General features: G+C 66.3%; 18 protein-coding genes. 10 read left to right on the top strand and 8 right to left on the bottom strand.

The genetic code is table 11. The features are described from left to right. Nucleotides 1-192 precede the first annotated feature (192 nt). The 8 genes from GSE44_RS02270 to GSE44_RS02235 all read right to left on the bottom strand — a co-directional run bounded on the left by GSE44_RS02270 (nt 193) and on the right by GSE44_RS02235 (nt 8586). Complete coding sequence (locus GSE44_RS02270) at nt 193-1179, bottom strand: ABC transporter substrate-binding protein (RefSeq protein WP_159346917.1); 987 nt, start codon at nt 1177-1179, stop codon at nt 193-195. Beyond that, complete coding sequence (locus GSE44_RS02265; protein ID WP_235924511.1) at nt 1179-2018, bottom strand: Bug family tripartite tricarboxylate transporter substrate binding protein; 840 nt, start codon at nt 2016-2018, stop codon at nt 1179-1181. Before GSE44_RS02265 ends, GSE44_RS02270 begins: the two co-directional genes overlap by 1 nt. Before the next feature lie 356 nt (nt 2019-2374). Then, entirely contained in the window at nt 2375-3364 is a 990-nt protein-coding gene (locus GSE44_RS02260; protein WP_159346913.1) for a Bug family tripartite tricarboxylate transporter substrate binding protein, read from the bottom strand. A 58-nt stretch (nt 3365-3422) separates the two neighbouring features. Further along, on the bottom strand, nt 3423-4580 hold the full coding sequence (locus GSE44_RS02255; RefSeq protein WP_201305900.1) for a CaiB/BaiF CoA transferase family protein: 1158 nt from the start codon (nt 4578-4580) through the stop codon (nt 3423-3425). Nucleotides 4581-4582: 2 nt separating this feature from the next. After that, the gene (locus GSE44_RS02250; protein ID WP_159346909.1) at nt 4583-5548 is read right to left on the bottom strand and encodes a hydroxymethylglutaryl-CoA lyase; all 966 of its coding nucleotides are present in this window, start codon (nt 5546-5548) and stop codon (nt 4583-4585) included. Further along, nucleotides 5545-6363: an SMP-30/gluconolactonase/LRE family protein gene (locus GSE44_RS02245; protein ID WP_235924510.1), complete on the bottom strand. Its 819-nt coding sequence runs from the start codon at nt 6361-6363 to the stop codon at nt 5545-5547. Before GSE44_RS02245 ends, GSE44_RS02250 begins: the two co-directional genes overlap by 4 nt. A gap of 154 nt (nt 6364-6517) precedes the next feature. Continuing rightward, the gene (locus GSE44_RS02240; RefSeq protein WP_159346905.1) at nt 6518-7501 is read right to left on the bottom strand and encodes a Bug family tripartite tricarboxylate transporter substrate binding protein; all 984 of its coding nucleotides are present in this window, start codon (nt 7499-7501) and stop codon (nt 6518-6520) included. Between the two features lie 86 nt (nt 7502-7587). Next, nucleotides 7588-8586, bottom strand: a complete 999-nt coding sequence (locus GSE44_RS02235; RefSeq protein ID WP_159346903.1) for a hydroxymethylglutaryl-CoA lyase — start codon at nt 8584-8586, stop codon at nt 7588-7590. 93 nt (nt 8587-8679) lie between these two features. On the opposite strand from GSE44_RS02235, the gene GSE44_RS02230 reads away from it, so the two are divergent. From GSE44_RS02230 to GSE44_RS02185, 10 genes are all read left to right on the top strand, one after another. Further along, nucleotides 8680-9402, top strand: a complete 723-nt coding sequence (locus GSE44_RS02230) for an IclR family transcriptional regulator (protein ID WP_159346901.1) — start codon at nt 8680-8682, stop codon at nt 9400-9402. A gap of 113 nt (nt 9403-9515) precedes the next feature. Next, nucleotides 9516-11270, top strand: a complete 1755-nt coding sequence (locus GSE44_RS02225) for a helix-turn-helix domain-containing protein (RefSeq protein ID WP_159346899.1) — start codon at nt 9516-9518, stop codon at nt 11268-11270. 143 nt (nt 11271-11413) lie between these two features. After that, nucleotides 11414-12727, top strand: coding sequence for an LLM class flavin-dependent oxidoreductase (locus tag GSE44_RS02220; RefSeq protein ID WP_159346897.1), 1314 nt, complete (start codon nt 11414-11416; stop codon nt 12725-12727). 159 nt (nt 12728-12886) lie between these two features. Next, a complete protein-coding gene (locus GSE44_RS02215) occupies nt 12887-13849 on the top strand; it encodes an ABC transporter substrate-binding protein (RefSeq protein WP_159346895.1) in 963 nt (320 codons plus the stop codon). Continuing rightward, on the top strand, nt 13849-14697 hold the full coding sequence (locus GSE44_RS02210; protein WP_159346894.1) for an ABC transporter permease: 849 nt from the start codon (nt 13849-13851) through the stop codon (nt 14695-14697). Before GSE44_RS02215 ends, GSE44_RS02210 begins: the two co-directional genes overlap by 1 nt. Nucleotides 14698-14708: 11 nt before the next feature. Then, a complete protein-coding gene (locus tag GSE44_RS02205) occupies nt 14709-15494 on the top strand; it encodes an ABC transporter permease (protein WP_159346892.1) in 786 nt (261 codons plus the stop codon). Then, the gene (locus GSE44_RS02200; RefSeq protein WP_159346890.1) at nt 15491-16579 is read left to right on the top strand and encodes an ABC transporter ATP-binding protein; all 1089 of its coding nucleotides are present in this window, start codon (nt 15491-15493) and stop codon (nt 16577-16579) included. The genes GSE44_RS02205 and GSE44_RS02200 overlap by 4 nt, the downstream gene beginning before the upstream one ends. Before the next feature lie 72 nt (nt 16580-16651). Beyond that, nucleotides 16652-17653 (top strand): Bug family tripartite tricarboxylate transporter substrate binding protein, encoded by a 1002-nt coding sequence (locus GSE44_RS02195; protein ID WP_159346888.1) that lies wholly within the window; start codon nt 16652-16654, stop codon nt 17651-17653. Between the two features lie 212 nt (nt 17654-17865). After that, a complete protein-coding gene (locus GSE44_RS02190) occupies nt 17866-19014 on the top strand; it encodes a dipeptidase (RefSeq protein ID WP_159346886.1) in 1149 nt (382 codons plus the stop codon). Nucleotides 19015-19068: 54 nt separating this feature from the next. After that, nucleotides 19069-19246: transposase (locus GSE44_RS02185; RefSeq protein ID WP_235924529.1), on the top strand; the 178-nt coding region annotated here is incomplete at its 3' end.

The raw sequence follows: 19246 nt of genomic DNA, 5'->3' as shown, positions 1-19246 counted from the left end.
CCCACTTCCGCGCCCGGGCAGTCGCCCGTAGCGCCCAGAGGCGGTCGGCTTCCTAGTCCGCAGCGGAGGCAAGTATGCAACGCGTCTGCTCGCGCCGGCCCCGGAATGGCCTCGTTCACGGCGCAAGTAAGACAGGCACGCTCGACCAGATGCGCCACCAGAGCAACAGCCACCGACGCGGGGATAACACCGTCAGGTGTCCAAGGTCGCCGGATCGAACAGCTCCTCCACCTGCAGGACGCGCCGTGCGAGATGTTGGGCATGCGACCAACGACACAGCGCCTCGAACTCCGTGCGGTTAGCCGCCACGCCGTAGCGCCACGGATCTTGCCCAAGAACGGCACGCATCGCCGCCCATTCTTCCGCAAGGAAGGGGAACATCGTGGCCGGCGAGCTCGACGCCAGAGTTGCCTCCCATTCGGTCTCCGCCGCGGATTTCGCCGCACAGAAGGCGTCGTACAGCGCGCGTCCGACCCCCGGCGCGCGTGCCAGCACATCGCGCCGCACGCCGATCAGGTGCATCGTCGGGAAAAATCCGGTGTGCCGGTGATATGCTTCTGCCGCCGCGCGCGGATTGGGGAAGAGGCGCAGCACACGCGGATCGCCCGCCGTGAAGGCCGAAGGCGGCGTCGGCGAGAGCACTGCATCCAGTTCCGCCGCCAGCAGCGCCCCGTCCAGTGTCGCGCCCTCCGGCAGCGGTCGCACATCCATTCCAGGCGGTAACTCCAGCGCCAATCTTTCCTTGCGTCCGGCCACATTGGTCCCCGCCGTTCGCCACGCCACCCTGTCGACCACCACGCCATGCTCTTCGGTAAGGATGCCGCGCAACCAGAGTGCGAGCGTCATGCCGTACTCCGGCACTCCGACGCGGCGCCCCTCGAGATCCTTTGGCGACGAGATGCCCGCATCGCGCCGCAGATAGATGCAACCATGCCGAAAGGCGCGCGCCACCGGCACGGGCAGTGCCACATAGGCTGCCTCCCCGCGAGAGAGCTGCACAAGCTGCGAGGAAAGCGAGAGCTCCGTCACGTCGAATTCCGCGCGCGTCACCGCACGCGGGAAGCTCTGCTCCGAAGCCAGGGGCACCGGCACCACTCGTACGCCATCGACCTGTACGCGCCCATCGAAGAGAGGACGCACGCGATCATAGGGGCCACAGGCGACAGTGAGGGTCAGCATCAATCAGCCCGGAGGCCGGCGCGCTGCACAAGCACCCGGAAGCGCTCCAGATCGGCAGCGATGAGCTGCCGGAAGGCGTCCGGCGTCCGTGGTGCCGCATCGGCGCCCTCAATTTCCAGTCGCTCCTTCATCTCAGAGCCGCCGAGTACACTGTTCACCGCTGTGTTGATCCGCGCCACCACCTCCGGCGGCGTCGCGGCCGGCGCGACGAGCCCATGCCACTGCAGCACCTCGAACCCGGGCACTGCGCGCGCAGCCATCGGCATCACATGCGGAATTACCGGTGAGGGCTCGCGCGCACTCATGCCGAGTGCCAGCAGCCGACCCTCCCGTGCCGCAGGCAGCACCACCGGCGCGCCGGCAAAGCTGCACTTCACGCGGCCAGCCAGCAGGTCGGCTAACATCTGCCCGTTGCCGCGATAAGGCACGTGCACAAGTTCAATCCCTGCCGCGTCGCAGAATGCGGCCATGGTGATATGCGACGCCGCGCCATTTCCGGCGCTGCCGTAATCGATCGTGCCGGGTTTCGCCTTCGCCAGCGCCACGAACTCTTCTGCGGAGCGCGCCGGCACCGAAGGATGCACCACCAGCACCGATGGCAAAGTGGCAACCAGCGCTACCGGCGCAAAATCCTTCAGTGGATCATAGGGAATGTTCGGATAAATCCAGGGGTTCACGGCGAGGGTGCCGACATGGCCCCACATCAGCGTATGTCCGTCCGGGGTGGCGCGCGCCACCTGTGCGGCGCCCACCGTGCCGCCTGCACCGCCGCGATTATCCACCACCACTGGGTGGCCGCCGAGCGCCTGTTGCAGCTTCTGCGCCAAGGGTCGCGCCAAAAGGTCGTTCGATCCACCCGGCGGGAAGGGAACGATGATGCTGATCGGCCGCGAGGGCCATACCTGGGCGAGAGCGGGTAGAGGAAGCGCCGTAGCGGCTCCAGCCAGCAAAAGACCCCGGCGATGTGTCATCTTGGCGGCCTCTCCCGTTCGATCAGGCCTCCGACTGGCGGCGACTTCGAATCGGCACTATCACGTTAGCGCCGGCTGATCGCGAAAGGAAAGCCGAGCGGGGTTGCCGGCACAACACCGGCACTCGCCTCCCACTGCCTGAGGAGCAGACGCACGGGCGGTGACCACGCGCCTTATCGGCGCGCAGCCGGTCCCGCTACCGCGACGTGAAAGGAAGGAAACCCTCAGCCGAGTTGGATCTTGGACTCCCGGACCACATCACCCCATTTCTTGTGCTCCGTGCGCAGGAAGGCGTGGAACTCCTCCGGCGAGGATCCCATTGGCTCGCTCCCCTCGGCAGCCAACCGCGCCACGACTGCCGGGTGCTCCAGCACGCCTCGAACCACCTGGTTGATGCGCATGATCACGGGCATGGGCGTGCGCGCAGGCACCACCAGCCCGGTCCAGTTGACGGCCTCATAGCCGGGATAACCCAATTCGGCGACGGTCGGCACATCCGGCATGGCACGCATCCTTGCAGGGGAGGTCACAGCAAGGGGCCGGACGGCACCGGATTCCAGCGTGCCCCGAGCAGCCAACGGATTGGCGAAGAACATGTCGATCCGGCCGCCCAGCATGTCCGTCAGCACCGGCGCCGCGCCGACATAGGGAACCACGACCAGATTTATGCTGGCCCGCAGCGCGAACATCTCACCGGAGAGATGGCCGGTGGTGCCGGCGCCGGAATGGCCAACAGTCAGCGCCCCCGGGCGGCGCTTGGCATCTTCCACCAAGGCGTTCAGGTCCGCCCACGGCGCATCCTTGCGCACGACGAGGACGTTGGGCTGCTGCGCGACGGTGGAAACCGGTGCCAGATCCGTCAGCGGATCGAAGGGCATCCGTCGATAGAGGGAGGGATTGATGGCGAGGTTGGCCGCCTGCCCCATGCCGATCGTGTGGCCGTCTGGATCCGACTTGGCGACGACGTCCAGTCCGATGTTACCCCCCGCACCCGGCCGGTTCTCGATAACGATGGTCCAGCCCGTGGCGCTCGCGATGCGGTGCCCCACTTCCCGCGAAATGACATCCGTGCCGCCGGCCGGCGGATAGGGCACGATCAACCGGATAGGCCGGGTCGGCCAATCCACCGCCCCTTGAGCAGCGGCAAGCCGAGGCAGGGCGGTCGCCGCCAGCCCTGCCCCGAGCAGTCTACGCCTGCCGATAATACTATCCATGACGTCCTCCATATCGTTCACATGGCTTGCGGGCCGGTTGATCCGGCCTCCCCCAAGCCTATTCAGCTGCGTCGGGCAGCGCGGCGCGGAATGGGTCCAAAATCTCCGCCGTGTGCTGCCCTGGCATCGGAAGTCCGCTGCGAAGGCCGAAGCGCTCGGCGCCGAATTGGATTGGCAGTGCAGGAACCGCGGTCTCCCGGCCATCCGTCAGCGTCAGTGGCAGCATGCCGCCAGCATGGTTCAGATGCGGGTCTTCAAACAAATCCCAAGGCTTGGTGATGCGCGCGAAGGGCAGCCCGGCCCGCTCACACAGCACTTCCAGCTCGGCGATGCTGTGTTTCTTCACCAAGCGAGCGACCAGCGGAATCAAAGTCTCGCGACCCTGCGCCCGCAGAGTGTTCGTCGCCCATGCAGGATCCAGCAGTTCAGGCTCCTGCAGCCTGTCGGTGAAGATCTGCCACTGCCGGTCCGTGACGACACCGATGAAGATCTGAACGCCATCGGAGGATTCAAACACGTCATAGACGCCCCAGGCCCGCTTTCCGGCCGGCATGGGAGGCGGCTCCTTGCCCGAGATGGACTGTTGCAGCATGTGCGTGGAGACCAGGAAGGCTGAATTCTCGAAGAGGCCGGACTGCACATGCTGGCCCTTGCCGGTGAGCTCCCGCTGGCGGAGGGCGCCGAGCACGGCGATCGCGCCGAACATACCGCCCATCATATCGTTCACCGGTGCACCAGCGCGGAGCGGCCGGCCCGGCGGCCCAGTCATGTAGGCGAGGCCGGTCATCATTTGCACGACTTCATCCAGCGCTGTGCGCTTCTCGTAAGGGCCGGAGAGGAAGCCCTTCAGCGAGCAATAGATCAGGCGTGCATTGCGCGCCGAGAGCGCCTCATAGCCAAGGCCTTTCCCCTCTAGCCCGCCGGGGCGGAAATTCTCGATGACGACATCGGCCGTGTCGATCAGACGAATCAGCGCATCGAGTTCCGCGGGATCCGCCGTATCGACCTGGACGCTCTTCTTGTTGCGCGAGAAGGCCGCGAAGAAGCCGGTGCCGGAATTGGTCAGGAGTCGCGTGCGGTCCCCCTCTCCCGGCGGCTCGATCTTGATGACCTCGGCGCCGAGATCAGCCAGGACGAGGCCGCAGGTCGGCCCCATGACCATGTGGGAGAACTCAACGACGCGAATGCCGGCCAGCGGCAGGGTTGTGGGGTCCATGCTCATGCTGCCTTCGCGCCCATCCGGTATGAGGAGAGACCGCCGCCGCGGATCATGGCGCTGGGTAGTGGATGGCCCACGATGTCCTGGGCAAGTGCCGCCGCCTCCAGCAGCGCCTCCAGATCCACGCCGGTGCTGATGCCGATCTCTTCGCAGAGGAAGACCAGTTCCTCGGTGGCGATGTTGCCTGCCGCGCCGGGATGGGCCGCAAAGGGACAGCCGCCGAGGCCGCCGACCGCGGCGTCGAAAGCGCTGACGCCCATGCGCAGCCCGGCATGGGCGCAGGAGACGGCCATACCGCGCGTGTCATGCAGATGCAGGCTGAGGCGTGGTTCCGGGTAACGGGCAAGAACCTCCCCGACCAGGCGCTCCACCCTTGGCGGCGTGGCCCAGCCCATGGAGTCGGCGAGCGAGATCTTCTCGATCGTCAGGCCCAGTTCCTTGGCAAGCGCCATTGCGTCATCCAGCGCGGCCAGAGCCTGGGAGGCAGGTACATCGCCCGAGAAGTTGCAGCCGAAGGCTGCCTGCAGGCTGACGCGGGTGACAGGAACACCAGCCGCGCGATGGGCGGCAACATGCTTGCGCATGGCTTCCAGTTGCCCCGCGTGATCGCGGTTGAGGTTCTTCCGAGCGAAGGCCTCGGACCCGGTGACGGTGATCGAGCCCATGATGCTCAGCCGGTCGCGGAAGGCCAGCGCGCGTTGCAGACCCGCCGGATTGAACCAGAGGGCGTTGTAATCGACCCCCGCACGCGGCGTGAAGCCGGCGACAACCTCCTCCGCATCCGCCCAGCCCGGCACCATCTTCGGGTTGACGAAGGACGCCACCTGGATGCGCTTCAAACCGGTGGCGGAGAGTGCGTCGATCAGCGCAATCTTGCGTGCCGTCGGGATGGGGCCCGGCTCGATCTGAAAGGCCTCGCGCGGCCCCTCCTCCGCGATGTCGACGGCTTTCGGCAGATCACTCATGGTGCGGTGTCCTGTGTGGTTTCGGGATGGCTGGCATGGGAGCCAGGGATGTCCCAGGGAGCCTGCAGCAGCGTGCCCGTCGTGGAGTCCGTGATGACGACGCCACTGCCGTCCGGGCAAAAGGCGACGTTGGTGGTAAAGCTGCCACAGCATGATTTCAGGGCGGCGATCATCTGCCCCTGATGGCCAAGAATGATCACATGACCGAGCCCCGCATGGGCGACCAAGGCATTGCCCTCTGCATCGACGGCCATTCCGTCCGGGCCGGTGGCGCCGTGGAAGGAAGCGAAGCGGTGAACCTTCGCCGTGCCCCCCTGCGGCAATAGCGGCACGCGCCAGATGGCATTGTCCCGCGTCATGGCAACGAAGAGCACGTCCTCCTCGGGCGTCAGCGCCAAGCCATTGGGACTGGGCCCATTCTGGATCAGGCAGTCCAGTTGGCCATTCGTGCGCAGACGGTACACCCGGCCAGTGGGGTCGTGCAGACCAGTCTGCCCCTGGTCGGTAAAGTAGAGATCGCCATTCCGCGCGAAGGTCAGGTCGTTGACGCCCTTGAAGCGCTCACTGTTGCAGCGTGTCAGCACCGGTTCGATGCGGCCCGTCGCCGGGTCCAATGCCAGGATGCCGTTCTTGTAGTCCGTGATGAAGAGCCGCCCGTCGGCATGCAACGCCAGCCCGTTGGGCTCGCCATCATAGTCGGCCACCATCGTCCAGTCGCCGTTAGACGCGATGCGGAAGATGCGTCCATGCGGGATGTCCGTAACGAAGAGGTTGCCCTGGGCATCAAAGCACGGCCCTTCGATGAAGCTGTCCACCACCTGACCGCGCTTATTGGCGCGCGACCACTCCGAGACAACCGGGCGCCGAAGCTCCGCCGGCATCTCCGTCAATACGGTGGTTTCAATGATCCGTGGCGGCGGGAAGAGGCTCACGCACTTCTCCTGGCGGGTGAGATGAAGGCCCAGGCACTCATTGCGGGTTGATCCCGGCGTCTCGCAGGATGCTTCCCCAGCGGGTTACCTCGGCCGCGACGTAGTTCCTCGCCTCATCGGGCGGGTTGGCGAGGATGCGGTCCACACCGAGCGTCCGCAGCTGCGCGCGCGTTGCCTCCTCACCGAGAACGGCCGCGGTTTCGGCATGCAACTTCCGCAGCACGGCATCCGGCGTGGCGGAAGGCGCCATCATCACCTGCCAGACGCTGAAGGTAGCGCCCGGAAATCCTGCCTCTCCAATGGTTGGCACATCGGGCATGACGGGGCTGCGCTGTGCAGCCGACACCGCCAGGGCACGAGCTTGGCCGCCTTGCGCCGTGGCGAAGCCCGTGATGCCGGCATCATACAGCATGTCGAGCCGCCCTGCCGCGATGTCGAGCACGGCGGGGGCGCTGCCGCGATAGGCCACCTCCTCCATCTTCAGCCCGGCGGCATGGATGAAGAGCAGGCTGACCAGTTGCAGTGCGCCGCCATTGCCGGCGGTGGCATAGCGCAGGCGCCCCGGGGCCTGGCGGGCCCGGGCCACGAGATCCTGCACTGTGCGGTCCGGCGAGTTCGGCGGCACCAGAAGTACCATCGGGCTTTCCGCCACCACGGTGACGGGAACGAGGTCCTTCACCGGGTCATAGTCGAGCCGAGCGTAGAGGGCGCGGTTCACCGAATGGCTGGTGTTGGTAAAGAGCAGCGTATGCCCGTCAGTGGCATGGGCAACGGCCGAGGCAGCGATATTACCTCCGGCGCCCGTGCGGTTCTCCACCACGAAGCGCTGCGGCATGCGCTTGGAAAGACCGTCGCTGATCAGCCGCGCCACGAGGTCGGTAGGGCCGCCGGCCGAGGCGATCACCAGCACGCGCACGGGCCGCGTTGGCCATTCCGCCGTCTGCGCCCATGCGGCCGGCGCGGCGCTGAGCGACGCAAGCACGCCCAGGCACCGCACGGCGTAAGCAATCCGAAGCCTCATCGGACGTCCTCCCGTTCTTTATGATTCGGCTTTGCCGCCCCGTGCCGGCGACACCCGGACGTTCTGGAAGCGGATGGCAGCGCCTCCTACTCCGCCGCCTCCCTCGCCGGCTGGCAGGACGGCGCCCCAGGCCGGGCCTTGCCGGTGCCTTCCGGTGCCGTGCCGCGAGCAGCGTAGCGGAAGCCTTTTTCCACCCCCACTTCGGGCAGGTAGCCATAGACCATCTCACCCGGCAGGCTTTCTGTCAGCACGCGCCGGGCCTCGGCCAGCCCATTGAGGTCAACGCCAGTATCGAGGCCCATGGCCTCCAGCATCCAGACCAAGTCCTCGGTGACGATGTTGCCGGTGGCGCCCGGGGAGTAGGGGCAGCCGCCGATGCCGCCCTGGGATGCATCGAAGGTGGTCACCCCAGCCTCCAACGCTGCCACGACATTGGCCAGGCCCTGCCCCCGGGTGTTGTGGAAATGCGCGGCGCCCGCGCGGTCACCCAGCAGAGAGCGCAGGCGCGTGAACATCCGTTTCACCTGCGCCGGATTGGCATAGCCTACCCCATCCGACAGGCCGATGGAATCGGCACCAGCCCGCGCCAGGCGCTCCGCCATCTCGATGACCCAATCCTCCGCCACCTCGCCCTGGATGGTGCAACCGAAGGCGGTGGAGATGCCCACCTCGATTTCGGGGCGCTGCCCCGCAGGCAGACCGTCACGCAATGCGCAGACCCTGCCGACCTCCTCGATGGCCTGCTCACAGGTCATGCGGATATTCGCGAGGCTGTGCAGGCGAGAGGCCGAGACAGGCATGGTGATCTTGTGGGTGCCTGCCTCAATCGCCCGCCGCGCACCTTTCAGATTTGGCGCCAAGGCCGCCACTGAGAGACCGGGAATGGTCAGGGCATCCCGCACCACCTGCTCCGCATCGGCCATCTGCGGCAGGAGCCTGGGATGCACAAAGGAGCCGACCTCGATCTCGCGCAGCCCGGCATCCGCCAGCGCACGGATCCAACGGCCCTTCGCGTCGGTCGCCATGGTCTCGCGGATGCTCTGCAGGCCGTCCCGCGGGCCCACCTCGCTCACCAGGATACGCATGCCCCCTCCCATATTTTTATCAGATAGAACCAAGTTTCCATTTAGTGGTAGATGTAGGGCCAGGACGCTGTCAAACGAATTCCGGAGACCAAGATGGCTCGCTATCAACCGCGGCCTCTGCCGCAATCCTCAACGGCAGATGGTGGTGTTGCCGCGGTAGATCGGGCGCTGCTGCTGCTTACGTCCTTTCAGGAGGGTGACGGGCCGCTCTCCCTCACGGAACTGGCCGAGCGCGCCGGGCTGGTGAAGAGCACCGCCATCCGTCTCCTGACCTCCCTCCAGCATTTCGGCTTCGTGCAACGACGCGGGGATCGCTACGCGCTCGGCCCGGAGATCAGCCGACTCCAGAGCGTACACGCAGCCTCCTTCACCATCGGTGAGATCGTGATGCCGGTGCTGCGCAGGCTATCCGCCACAACGCAGGAAAGTGCCACCTTCTATGTCCGGCAAGGTGACCAGCGCCTGTGCCTATACCGCGTTGACTCTCCCCAGCCCTTGCGTGACCACGGGCGAGCCGGCGACCTGTTCCCGCTGGACCGGGGCTCAGGCGGACGTGTCCTGCTGGCCTTCAGTGGCGCGGAGGGCGAAATCTACGAGCGTATCCGGCGGGACAAACTCGTCGTGCTGGCGGCCGATCGCGTGCCGGATCTGGCCGGTGCCTCCGCGCCGGTCTTCGAAGCCGGGGGGCACCTCGCCGGTGCCGTTACGCTGATCATGCCGGTGGCCCGCTGCCGCCCGGATTATGGAGAGCGAGTGCGGGAGGCTGCCATCGAGTTGACGCGGCAACTCGGTGGTCCAGCGAACCTGTTCGAGTGACAGCCGGGGCGAACACACCAACGAGCATTGTCCCCTTGGCGACCGGCGGCCTAGACTCAAGCGATGCTCGCGCGCCTATCTATCGTGTGACCGCTGCGCATCGACTGGCCCGATTGCGCGCCATCGCGAGCGCCATCAATGCGGGCGGCGACATCGAGACCATCCTGGATCGGGTGCTGTTGGCGGTCTGCCGCGGGGAGCCTTGGCCTCGGGGCGGGATCATGGCCATCAACCGACAGAGCGGGTATTCAGAGATGGTCACGGGCTATGACCCGGGCGGCCCGCTGCCCGGACGGCCGCGGCGCTGGGACCTGGCCACCAGCCCAGTGCCACGAGTGTCGGAGACAAGGCGGCCGCTGGTCATCGCCGATGCGCAGAGATCCTCCGAGTTCCCAGGGTACCAGGAGGACGCGCGGGCACGGGGCTACCGGACGGTGGTCCTGCTGCCCTTGGGATGCAGCAATTCCGAAGAGCACGAGATGGTGCTTTCCCTTCATACCCGCGAGCGGATCGAAGTTACGGAGGAGGAACTGGATTTCCTCACGACCGTCGCGCACCTCGTTGCCATCGCCGTGGAAAAGGTAAAGCACCTGCAGCGTGAGCAGCGGCAGAGTGAGCGTCTGCGGCGCGTGCTGGAGGCCGGCGCCAACCTCATGGAGTTGGTTCTGGAAGGCGCGCCTCTGGCGCTGACGGCCGGTGTCATCGGTGCCATTCTACCGCATCCTTTCGTGGTGCTGGATTTCGTCACGGCCACCACTCTCGCCCGCGGAACGCCACTGCCCGAACGGATCGCGGAGCGGGCCTGGCGGGAGTTGGTGCAGGGCACGGCGGCACCCCTTCTGGCCGCCCTGGCTGATCGCCCTGGCGGAGGCGAGACGGCGCGGCTGGACCTCTCGGCTCATGGATTGTCGGATCTTCCCGTGCTGGTGGAGCCGCTGCGGGTCGAGGGCGAAACAGCCGGCGTTCTCCTCGTCTTCCCGCGAGACCGGGCGCTGGACAGCCTGGACCGGGTGGTGACGCAGGAGGTGCGCTTCGCCCTCGGCGCCCAGATCATGCGCCACCACGCCGAGGCGAAGCGGGAGGCGCGCGACCTCTCCGAATTCCTGGACCAGCTCTGCCGAACCGGGGCGACCGATCCCGCGAGGGCTCAGGTGCGGGCGGCGAGGCTGGGCCTCGATCTTGGGAAGCCGATGCGGCTGCTTTCCGTCTCCCTTCCACAGCCGGCGGCCACACTTGCCGAGTTGCGACGGCTGCTGGCCTCGAGCTTGGCCCGCGCGGCGCCCGGCGCTGCGGCGATCGAGCAACGGGAGGCGGTGGCGATCCTGCTCCCGGTGCCGGATTCGATCCAACCCCTTTCAGATGCACTGTTGGACCGCTTGGTAGTGCAGCCCGTGCGAGCGCGCTGGGGGCTCCGGCCGGTGATCGCCTGCGGGCCAGCCTGTACGAGGCCCGTACATTACGGACCGGCCTGGACAGAATGCGCTCGGGTGCTCGACCTAGCCCGGATTTTCGGTCGGGATGGGATAGTCCGACAGGATGATTTCGGCCCCTCCGCCTTGCTGCTCTCCGCCTTGGACGGAGCGCTGGTGCGCGCCTTCGTGGAAGGAACGCTGGGCCCGCTGCGGCAACATGACGCGGAGGCGGCCGGCGGGCTGTTGGAGACGGCAACCGCCTTCATCGACGAGGCCTGCCGTTACCAGGCCACGGCCGAGCGGCTGGGCATCCATGTCTCCACCCTGCGCTATCGGCTGCGGCGTCTGGAAGAGTTGTTCGGGCTGGACCTGAATGATGCGGAAACCCGGTTCCGCCTCTCCCTCGCCACCCGACTGACGGCGATCGGGTCGCCACAGCCTTCCGCTGAATCCTAGGAGGGACACGCCATTCCCTCCTATCAAAGCGATGATGCGGCGCACTTCGGGCCCATGGCAGGCTTCATCCATGCAACAGGTTCCGCCCGGCCCTTCGTGCTATCGGAAGTCCGCGGCCGGCGAGGCCTGAAGAGGATACAGCCATGCAGCAACGCCGGATGCACCTCGTCGCCTATTTGAAGACCGGCCCCACGGCCATGCATGTGGGCGGCTGGCGCCACCCGGAATCCACCCTGGACGATATCCTCCGCCCCTCCCGCTATGAACACATCGCGCGGGTGCTGGAGGATGCCTGCTTCGACGCCTGCTTCTTTGCCGACCTCTTCGGCCTCTATGACGTGCATGGCGGCAGCTACGACGCCTATCTTCGCCGCGGCGGGCAGATCAGCTTCCTGGACCCGACGGTCGTGCTGCCGGTGATGGCGGCCGCCACGCGGCACCTAGGCCTCGGCGCCACCCTCTCCACCTCCTTCCATACCGCTTACCATCTGGCACGCTGGTTGGGCTCGCTGGATGCGATGAGCGGCGGGCGGGTGGCCTGGAACGTCGTCACCTCTGCCACGGATCTGGAGGCGCAGAATGCGGGGATGGACGAGCTGCCGCCCAAGGACCTGCGCTATGACCGCGCAGATGAGGTGCTGGAAGCCTGTTTCGCCCTTTGGGAAGGCTGGGATCCGGACGCGATGGTTTTGGACAAGAAGGCTGGCGTGCTCGCCGACCCGTCTAAGGTCCGCTACGCCAATTATGAGGGGCGCTGGATCAAGTCCCGCGGGCCGCTTTCCATTCCCCGCAGCCCGCAAGGGCGGCCCGTCATCATGCAGGCTGGCAGCTCCGATCGGGGGAGGGAGTTCGCGGCGCGCTGGGCGGAAGCAATCTTCACCACACAGCGCGGCGTGGAGGACATGCGCACCTTCCGCGAGGATATCCACGCCCGCATGGCTGCGCATGGCCGTGCACCGGAGGATTGCGCCATTCTACCCGGCATCTCCGTGGTGATCGGCGAGACGGAGAGCATCGCGCGGGAGCGCGCGGAGTACCTGAACAGCCTGATCGACCCCGAGTTGAGCCTCGCCGCCTCCTCCTCCGGGCTGGGGGCAGATCTGTCCAAGCTCAGCGAGAGCAAGACGTTGGCGGAGCTGCCGCAGGGCAACCAGGGTATGCAGGGCACCGCGGACCTGCTCGCCCAGGCGATGAAGGCCGAGGGCCTGTCTCTGAAGGAGGCCGCGACCAAGCGTGGCAAGGGCCGCGAGATCGTCGGCACGCCCGAGATGGTCGCAGACCGGCTGGAGGCCATGTTCACCGCCGATGCCTGCGACGGCTTCGTCCTTGCCCCCACCATGTTCCCGGGCATGTTCGAGCAATTCTGCCGCGCCGTAGTACCGGAATTGCAGCGCCGGGGACTGTTCCGCACGCAATATGACGGCCGTACGCTGCGCGAGAACCTGCGCGCCGCCTGACCCCACCGACAGCATGCCCCCGACAGCAAGAAGGAGAGCGCTACCATGACCGGTTCCCTTACCCGCCCGACGCGCCGCAGGCTTCTAGGCACCGCGGCTGCGCTGGGCGCCGCGACGCTACCCCAACCTTCCTTGGCCCAACCTTCCCGGACCCAGAGCTTGCGCGGCACGACCCTGGTCTTCGCCAGCTGGGGCGGCGCCTACCAGGAGGCGCAGAAGATCTGCTACTGCGACCCCTTCTCCGCCGAGACCGGCGCGCGGGTGGTGCAGGACGGCCCGATGAACACGGCGCGCTTCCGCACCATGATCGAAAGCGGCACGCCGGATTGGGACGTGGCCGACATTACCATCAATACCCTGTTCTCCGGGGCGCAGGAGAACATGTTCGAGAAGATCGATACCTCCATCGTTGATACCAGCCGCATCGCGCCGCAATTCGTGCATGAATACGGAATCGGCTGCATCGCCTGGTCCTACAACCTGGCCTTCAACACGAAGACCTTCCCGGCTGGTCGCCGCCCCACAGGCTGGGCGGATCTGTTCGATACGCGCAAGTTCCCGGGCAAGCGCACCATGCTGAATCAGCCGGTGGCGAACCTGGAGGCCGCGCTGATGGCCGATGGGGTCAAGCCCGCCGACCTCTACCCGCTGGATGTCGAGCGCGCGCTGAAGAAGATCGACAGCATCAAGCCCCAGACGATCTTCTGGACCACGAACTCGCAGTCCCAGCAGCTCTTCGTGGATGAGGAGGTGAGCGTCGGCATCATACTGAACGGCCGCGCCTATGACGCCTCTAAGAAGGGTGCCGATATCGGCATTGCCTGGGATGGGAACATCCAGTCGGTGGACTACCTTGTCGTGCCGCGCGGCAGCCGCCACAAGAACGCGGCCATGCAGCTGATCAACACGATGACCAAGGCCGAGAACCAATCGAAGCTGGCGAACATGATCGCCTATGCGCCGACCAATCCGGCCGCCTTCGCAAACATCGACCCGGCGCTGGCCCCCTGGCTCTCAACCTCCCCTGAGAATTCCAGCCGCGGCTTCGTCATCAACGCCGAATGGTGGCGCCAGAATGAGCGGCGGATGATGGAGCGCTGGGCCGCCTGGAAGCTCGCCTGATGGAGGCGCGCCCCTCCCACAGCAGGGCGCCAGATTGGGCACCCTGGGCGCTGCTGCTTCCATCCCTGTTGGTAATGCTCGTCGCCTTCGTCCTGCCTGTGGGCATGTTGCTGGCACGCGCCTTCACACAGCCGGAACCGGGCTGGCAGAACTTCGTCTTGCTTTGGGAGAGGCCGGTCTACCTCCAGGTGCTGTGGAACACTGTACTGATCAGTGCGGCAGCCACGCCTGTCGCACTGCTCCTCGGCTATCCGGTGGCCCACGCCATGGCGCATGGCTCGGCGCGGACGCGCCGGCTGTTGACTTTCCTGGTGCTGGTGCCCTTCTGGACCAGCCTCCTGGTGCGCAGCTTCGCGACAGTCATCCTGCTGCAGCGGCGTGGGCCGCTGAATACGCTGCTGATGAATATCGGGTTGATCGATGCACCGCTGCCGCTGATCTACAATCTCACCGGCGTGCTGCTTGGCGCGGTGCAGACGTTGCTGCCCTTCGTGATCTTCCCGCTCTACAGCTCCATGAAGCGGATCGATCCGAGCCTGGTGCCGGCAGCCCTGACCATGGGAGCAGGACCGGTACGAGCCTTCCTGCGTGTCTACCTGCCACTCAGCCTGCCCGGATTGATGGCCGGCGCGACCTTCGTCTTCATCAGCATGCTGGGCTACTTCGTCATCCCCGCGCTTCTGGGCGGGCCACGCCAGACCATGGTGGGTCAGCTCATCCAGGACCAGATCTCGCAGCTCGGCAGCTGGGGCGTTGCGGGGGCACTCTCCTTTATCCTTCTCGCTATCACGGCGATCCTGCTTAGCGTGCTCAACAAGTTGGTTGGATTGAAGGCGGTGGCGCGGTGAGGGGCGACGGGATGAGGCCCTGGCGTGCCCTCCGCGTCCTTGTCTGCACGCTGGTCGCCATCTACCTCCTGGCGCCGCTCGTGGTTGTGCTGATCATCTCCTTCAGCTCCGCTGCCTTCCTGCGCTTCCCGCCGCCTGGCTATTCCTGGCGCTGGTACGCCAATCTCTTGAATGATCCGGCCTGGATGGATGCCGTCGGCGTCAGCCTGCGCGTGCTGGTGCCGGCAGCCCTCGCGTCCACCGCTCTCGGGACGGCGTCGGCGGTCGCCCTGGTTCGCGGCCGTATGCTGGGCGCAGGCGTGATCGGTGCCTTCCTGATGGCGCCGATGGTGGTGCCTAGCATCATTACTGCCGCGGGGCTCTATATCATCTATCGCGGCCTCGGCCTCAACGGCACGCTGACGGGAATGGTGATCGGCCATATCATCATCACTCTCCCCTACGTGTTCGCGACCGTCGCCTCCGCCCTGCGCTCGCTCGATCCCCGGCTAGAGGCAGCGGCGGCAACCCTTGGTGCCAGCCCGGTGACGGCCTTCCGAAGGATCACCCTACCGCTCCTGGCACCAGCCGTGCTCTCCTCCCTGCTCTTCGCGATGGTGCTCTCCTTCGACGAGTTGATCATCTCGCTTTTCGTCGGCTCCGCGCGATTGCGCACCGTACCTGTGCAGATTTGGTCCAACATCCGCGGCGACTTCGACCCGACGGTCGCGGCCATTGCCTCCCTCTGCTTCTTGGTCGCCCTGACCGCCCTCGCCCTGGAGGCGCTGCTGCGTCGCCGCAATGGAGACCGTGAATGACCACGCCCAATCCGGGCACGCTGCTGGAGCTGCGCGGCATCCGCAAGCAATACGGCCGCCACGCCGCGGTGGATGATGTGAGCCTCGAGTTACGGCAGGGGGAGTTCCTCACCTTCCTCGGGCCTTCCGGCTCGGGCAAAACGACGACGCTGATGATGGTGGCCGGACTGCAGCAACCAGATGATGGCGCCATCATTCTGGCTGGCAGGTCGGTGGACCGGGTGCCGCCCTACCGCCGCGACATCGGCATGGTGTTTCAGCACTACGCGCTATTCCCGCATATGACAGTGCGACGAAACGTCGCCTTCCCGCTGGAGATGCGCAGCACTCCGAAGGCAGAGGCCGAGCGACTGGTGAGCGCCGCACTCGCCATGGTGGGGCTACCGGACCACGGGGACCGGATGCCGCGGCAGCTCTCCGGCGGGCAGCAGCAACGGGTGGCGCTGGCCCGCGCCATGGTCTACCGCCCGGCACTGCTGCTGATGGACGAGCCCCTGGGCGCGCTGGACAAATCGCTCCGGGAGCAGCTCCAGATGGAGATCAAACGGCTGCACCGGGAGCAGCGTATGTCGGTGCTATACGTCACGCATGACCAGTCCGAAGCATTGACGATGAGCGACCGGATCGCCGTGTTCAACGAGGGACGGATTGAGCAGATCGGCACGCCCTCCGACCTCTATGAGCGGCCAGCCACACGCTTCGTCGCGGGCTTCGTGGGGGAGACGAACTTTGTGTCCGCGGTGGTGCTGGGACAGGAGGATAACACTTACCGAGTTTCGGTGGCCGGGGCGCCGATGGCAGTGTCCGCCCGCTTCGTGACTGCGCCGGGCTCCACCGCCATGATCGCCGTGCGGCCCGAGCGGATACAGCTCCGCCGGGATGGCGAAGGCGTCCCTGCGGAGCTGGTGGACTTAATCTACCTCGGCAATGCGCGCCGCTTCGTCCTGCGCCTGGCCGGTGGGGAGGAGTGGACTGCCCTGATGCAGGCCGATGCCGCCGAAGAAAGCGGGCTGCACCCTGGAGACGCCGTTCGCCTGTCCTGGCAAGCCCATCATGCCGCAGCCTTCCCTGCTGGAGGCCACTAGGATCGCAATTGGGAGCGTGGGGGCCCGACCTGCACCTTGGCAAACACACGAACATCGGCTTTGGAGATGCGAATGGATCGACCTCACCGTCCCCTGCGGGTCACTCGCCGGCCCCTACTCGGGTTGGGCGTGGCGGCCCTGCTGCCGGGCATGGCACTTGCCCAGGGCAGCTTCCCAGCCCATCCCCTGACCATCGTGGTGCCCTACGGAGCCGGCTCCACCAATGACATCTTGGCGCGTCTACTGGCCACCAACCTGGGCGCGAAGCTCGGCCAGCCGGTCGTGGTGGACAACCGCGTCGGCGCCGGTGGCACGCTGGGAATCGGCCAAGTCGTACGTAGCCAGCCGGACGGGCACACCCTCGCCCTCGTCTCGGCCAGCTCCATCCCTATCAATCGCGCGCTCTACCGCTCCATCCCTTTCGATCCGGCGCGAGACCTGGCGCTGGTCAGCATCACCAACTCAACGCCCAACGCACTCATTGTCTCGGCTGACCATCCCGCGAAGAGCCTGGCCGACCTCGTAGCCCTGGCGAAGCAGCCGGGCGCGCCGCCCCTGCGCTACTTCTCCCCGGGCAACGGCACGTCCCAGCACCTGTCCTGCGTGCAGTTCCAGAAGCTGGTCGGCGCGGAGATGGAGCACATCCCCTATCGCGGACCTGGCGAGGCCATAACCGGCATGATGGCCGGGGAAACGGCTTTCGGCTTCGCCTCCGTGCCTTCCGTCGTCGGGCTGGTGCGTGATGGCCGGCTCCGCGCACTGGGTACGACCGGGCCACGCCCCTCGGCGCTGCCGGGTGTGCCGACGCTCGTCGCGCTTGGCTATGGCAGCTTCGCGGATACGGACGTCTGGTACGGCATCGCCGCCCCTAAGGGCATTCCCGAGACCGTGCGCACGACCCTGCGAGAGGCGCTGCAGGCCATCGTCACCGCCCCGACGCTGCGGGACCGTCTCTCCGCCGCCGGCTTCGATCCCGTTCCACCCATGACAGCAGTGGAGGGCGACGCCTTCGTGACGCGCCAGGTCTCCTTCTGGGCCGACCTGGTCCAACAATCCGGCGCGAAGCTGGACTGACGGGCTGTACGGATCACTACGGTTGGTGCCGGCATCGTGGGGCTAAACCGCACCTTCCGCTGCTGCGGGACGGGCATGCGGTCAAGATCACCGTCCGGAATCCGCCCGCAGACAAGGCTTCCTTCGGCAATGCCTGCGCTATCGCCGCATTTTGGGCGGCTCGTCACAGCCAAGATCCGTAAGCTGAGGGGAAGCATGGCATGGCCACAAACGTGAAACAGCCTACCGCGGAGACGCTGGCGCTGCACCACGCCTCCATCATCATCGACACGCATGTGGACACGATCCAGCGGCAGGTCGATCTTGGCCAGGACCTGGTCCATGCCAATCCGGACGGGTTCATGGACCTGGAGCGGATGAAGCAGGGGAACATGACCGCAGCCTTCTTCGCGGTCTGCGTGGACTACAACAATATCCGCCGCGGAACGGGCCTGCAGCGGCAGGATCGGCTGCTGCAGGCCGTGCTGGACTTCTGCCGCGACAATGCGGACCGGATCGGGCTCGCACGCTCAGCTTCCGAAGTGCGCCGCCTTGCTGCCGAGGGTAAGCTGTCAGCCATCCTCTCCGTGGAGGGTGCCCAGGCGGTGGAGGATCGCCTCGAAATGCTGCAGACGCTGTGGGACGCCGGAGTGCGTTCCATGGCACCGGCGCATTTCACCTCAAATGGCTGGGCCGATTCCTCCGCGGATGTCGCGCGCCATGGCGGCCTCTCCGATCTCGGCCGCCAAGGTGTCGCCGAGTTGAATCGGCTTGGCATGATCGTAGATGTGTCACACCTATCGGACGACGCCTTCTGGCAGGTGGCGCAGGCTTCCACGGCACCGATCTTTGCCTCCCACTCGGCTGCGCGGGCGCTGCACGACCACCCGCGGAACCTAACGGACGACATGATCCGCGAGATAGGCCAGGACAATGGCGTGGTGGGGATCACCTGGTTCCCGGAATACGTCTCCGCCCCCTTCCAGGCCGCGCTCGAGGAGAAGGCGCGGGCGATCGACCTACGCGCCATGGGGTTAGATCCTGGCAGCGACAGCATGCCGGCCATAGCCACATTGATGCGCAGCTGCGGGTCAGACATGCATGCCAAGTACAACGTGCTGATGACAGGCGACCTGCCCATGCCGGACGTGGATACCATCATCGCCCATGTCGCGCATGTGGCCGAGCTGATCGGGGCGGACCGGGTGTGCCTCGGCAGCGACCATGGGGCAGTGCGCTACGACGTGCCGGGCTTCGAGAACTGCTCAAAATTTGCCGTTGTCACCCAGGCCCTGCGGGACCACGGCTTTTCGGATACTGAGGTAAGGGGAATCCTCGGCGGCAACGTGCTGCGCCTGATGGAGCAAGTGATCGGCGCCTAGTCTTACTGTGTCATTTTACTCGGTCCTTCCTATATATGGGTCATGACGAGAGAGATGGAAGGGGCTGCGGGCCTTCGGCGCGGCGAGGCGCGGTTTGCAGCCTACTTGGGTGAGATCTCGGCGGTGTTGCGTCATGCCAGCCGGGCTGCGGCGGCGCGTGCGTACTGTACGGGGCTGCTGCTGCCGGGCGCCCGCAAGAGCGTGGAGCCCATGGCGGCCCGGATCGAGCCTG

Origin of the sequence: Muricoccus harenae, from assembly GCF_009848505.1 — a bacterium.
GTDB lineage: Bacteria > Pseudomonadota > Alphaproteobacteria > Acetobacterales > Acetobacteraceae > Roseomonas > Roseomonas harenae.
This window is presented reverse-complemented; position numbering and strand designations above follow the sequence as displayed.

What these genes read in the sequence shown, in the direction of transcription:
- GSE44_RS02220 (WP_159346897.1), top strand. Translation starts at nt 11,414, where the DNA reads ATGCAGCAACGCCGGATGCACCTCGTCGCCTATTTGAAGACCGGCCCC.
- GSE44_RS02230 (WP_159346901.1), top strand. Translation starts at nt 8,680, where the DNA reads ATGGCTCGCTATCAACCGCGGCCTCTGCCGCAATCCTCAACGGCAGAT.
- GSE44_RS02235 (WP_159346903.1), bottom strand. Translation starts at nt 8,586, where the DNA reads ATGCGTATCCTGGTGAGCGAGGTGGGCCCGCGGGACGGCCTGCAGAGC.
- GSE44_RS02255 (WP_201305900.1), bottom strand. Translation starts at nt 4,580, where the DNA reads ATGGACCCCACAACCCTGCCGCTGGCCGGCATTCGCGTCGTTGAGTTC.
- GSE44_RS02210 (WP_159346894.1), top strand. Translation starts at nt 13,849, where the DNA reads ATGGAGGCGCGCCCCTCCCACAGCAGGGCGCCAGATTGGGCACCCTGG.
- GSE44_RS02260 (WP_159346913.1), bottom strand. Translation starts at nt 3,364, where the DNA reads ATGGATAGTATTATCGGCAGGCGTAGACTGCTCGGGGCAGGGCTGGCG.
- GSE44_RS02250 (WP_159346909.1), bottom strand. Translation starts at nt 5,548, where the DNA reads ATGAGTGATCTGCCGAAAGCCGTCGACATCGCGGAGGAGGGGCCGCGC.
- GSE44_RS02195 (WP_159346888.1), top strand. Translation starts at nt 16,652, where the DNA reads ATGGATCGACCTCACCGTCCCCTGCGGGTCACTCGCCGGCCCCTACTC.
- GSE44_RS02270 (WP_159346917.1), bottom strand. Translation starts at nt 1,179, where the DNA reads ATGCTGACCCTCACTGTCGCCTGTGGCCCCTATGATCGCGTGCGTCCT.
- GSE44_RS02240 (WP_159346905.1), bottom strand. Translation starts at nt 7,501, where the DNA reads ATGAGGCTTCGGATTGCTTACGCCGTGCGGTGCCTGGGCGTGCTTGCG.
- GSE44_RS02200 (WP_159346890.1), top strand. Translation starts at nt 15,491, where the DNA reads ATGACCACGCCCAATCCGGGCACGCTGCTGGAGCTGCGCGGCATCCGC.
- GSE44_RS02205 (WP_159346892.1), top strand. Translation starts at nt 14,709, where the DNA reads ATGAGGCCCTGGCGTGCCCTCCGCGTCCTTGTCTGCACGCTGGTCGCC.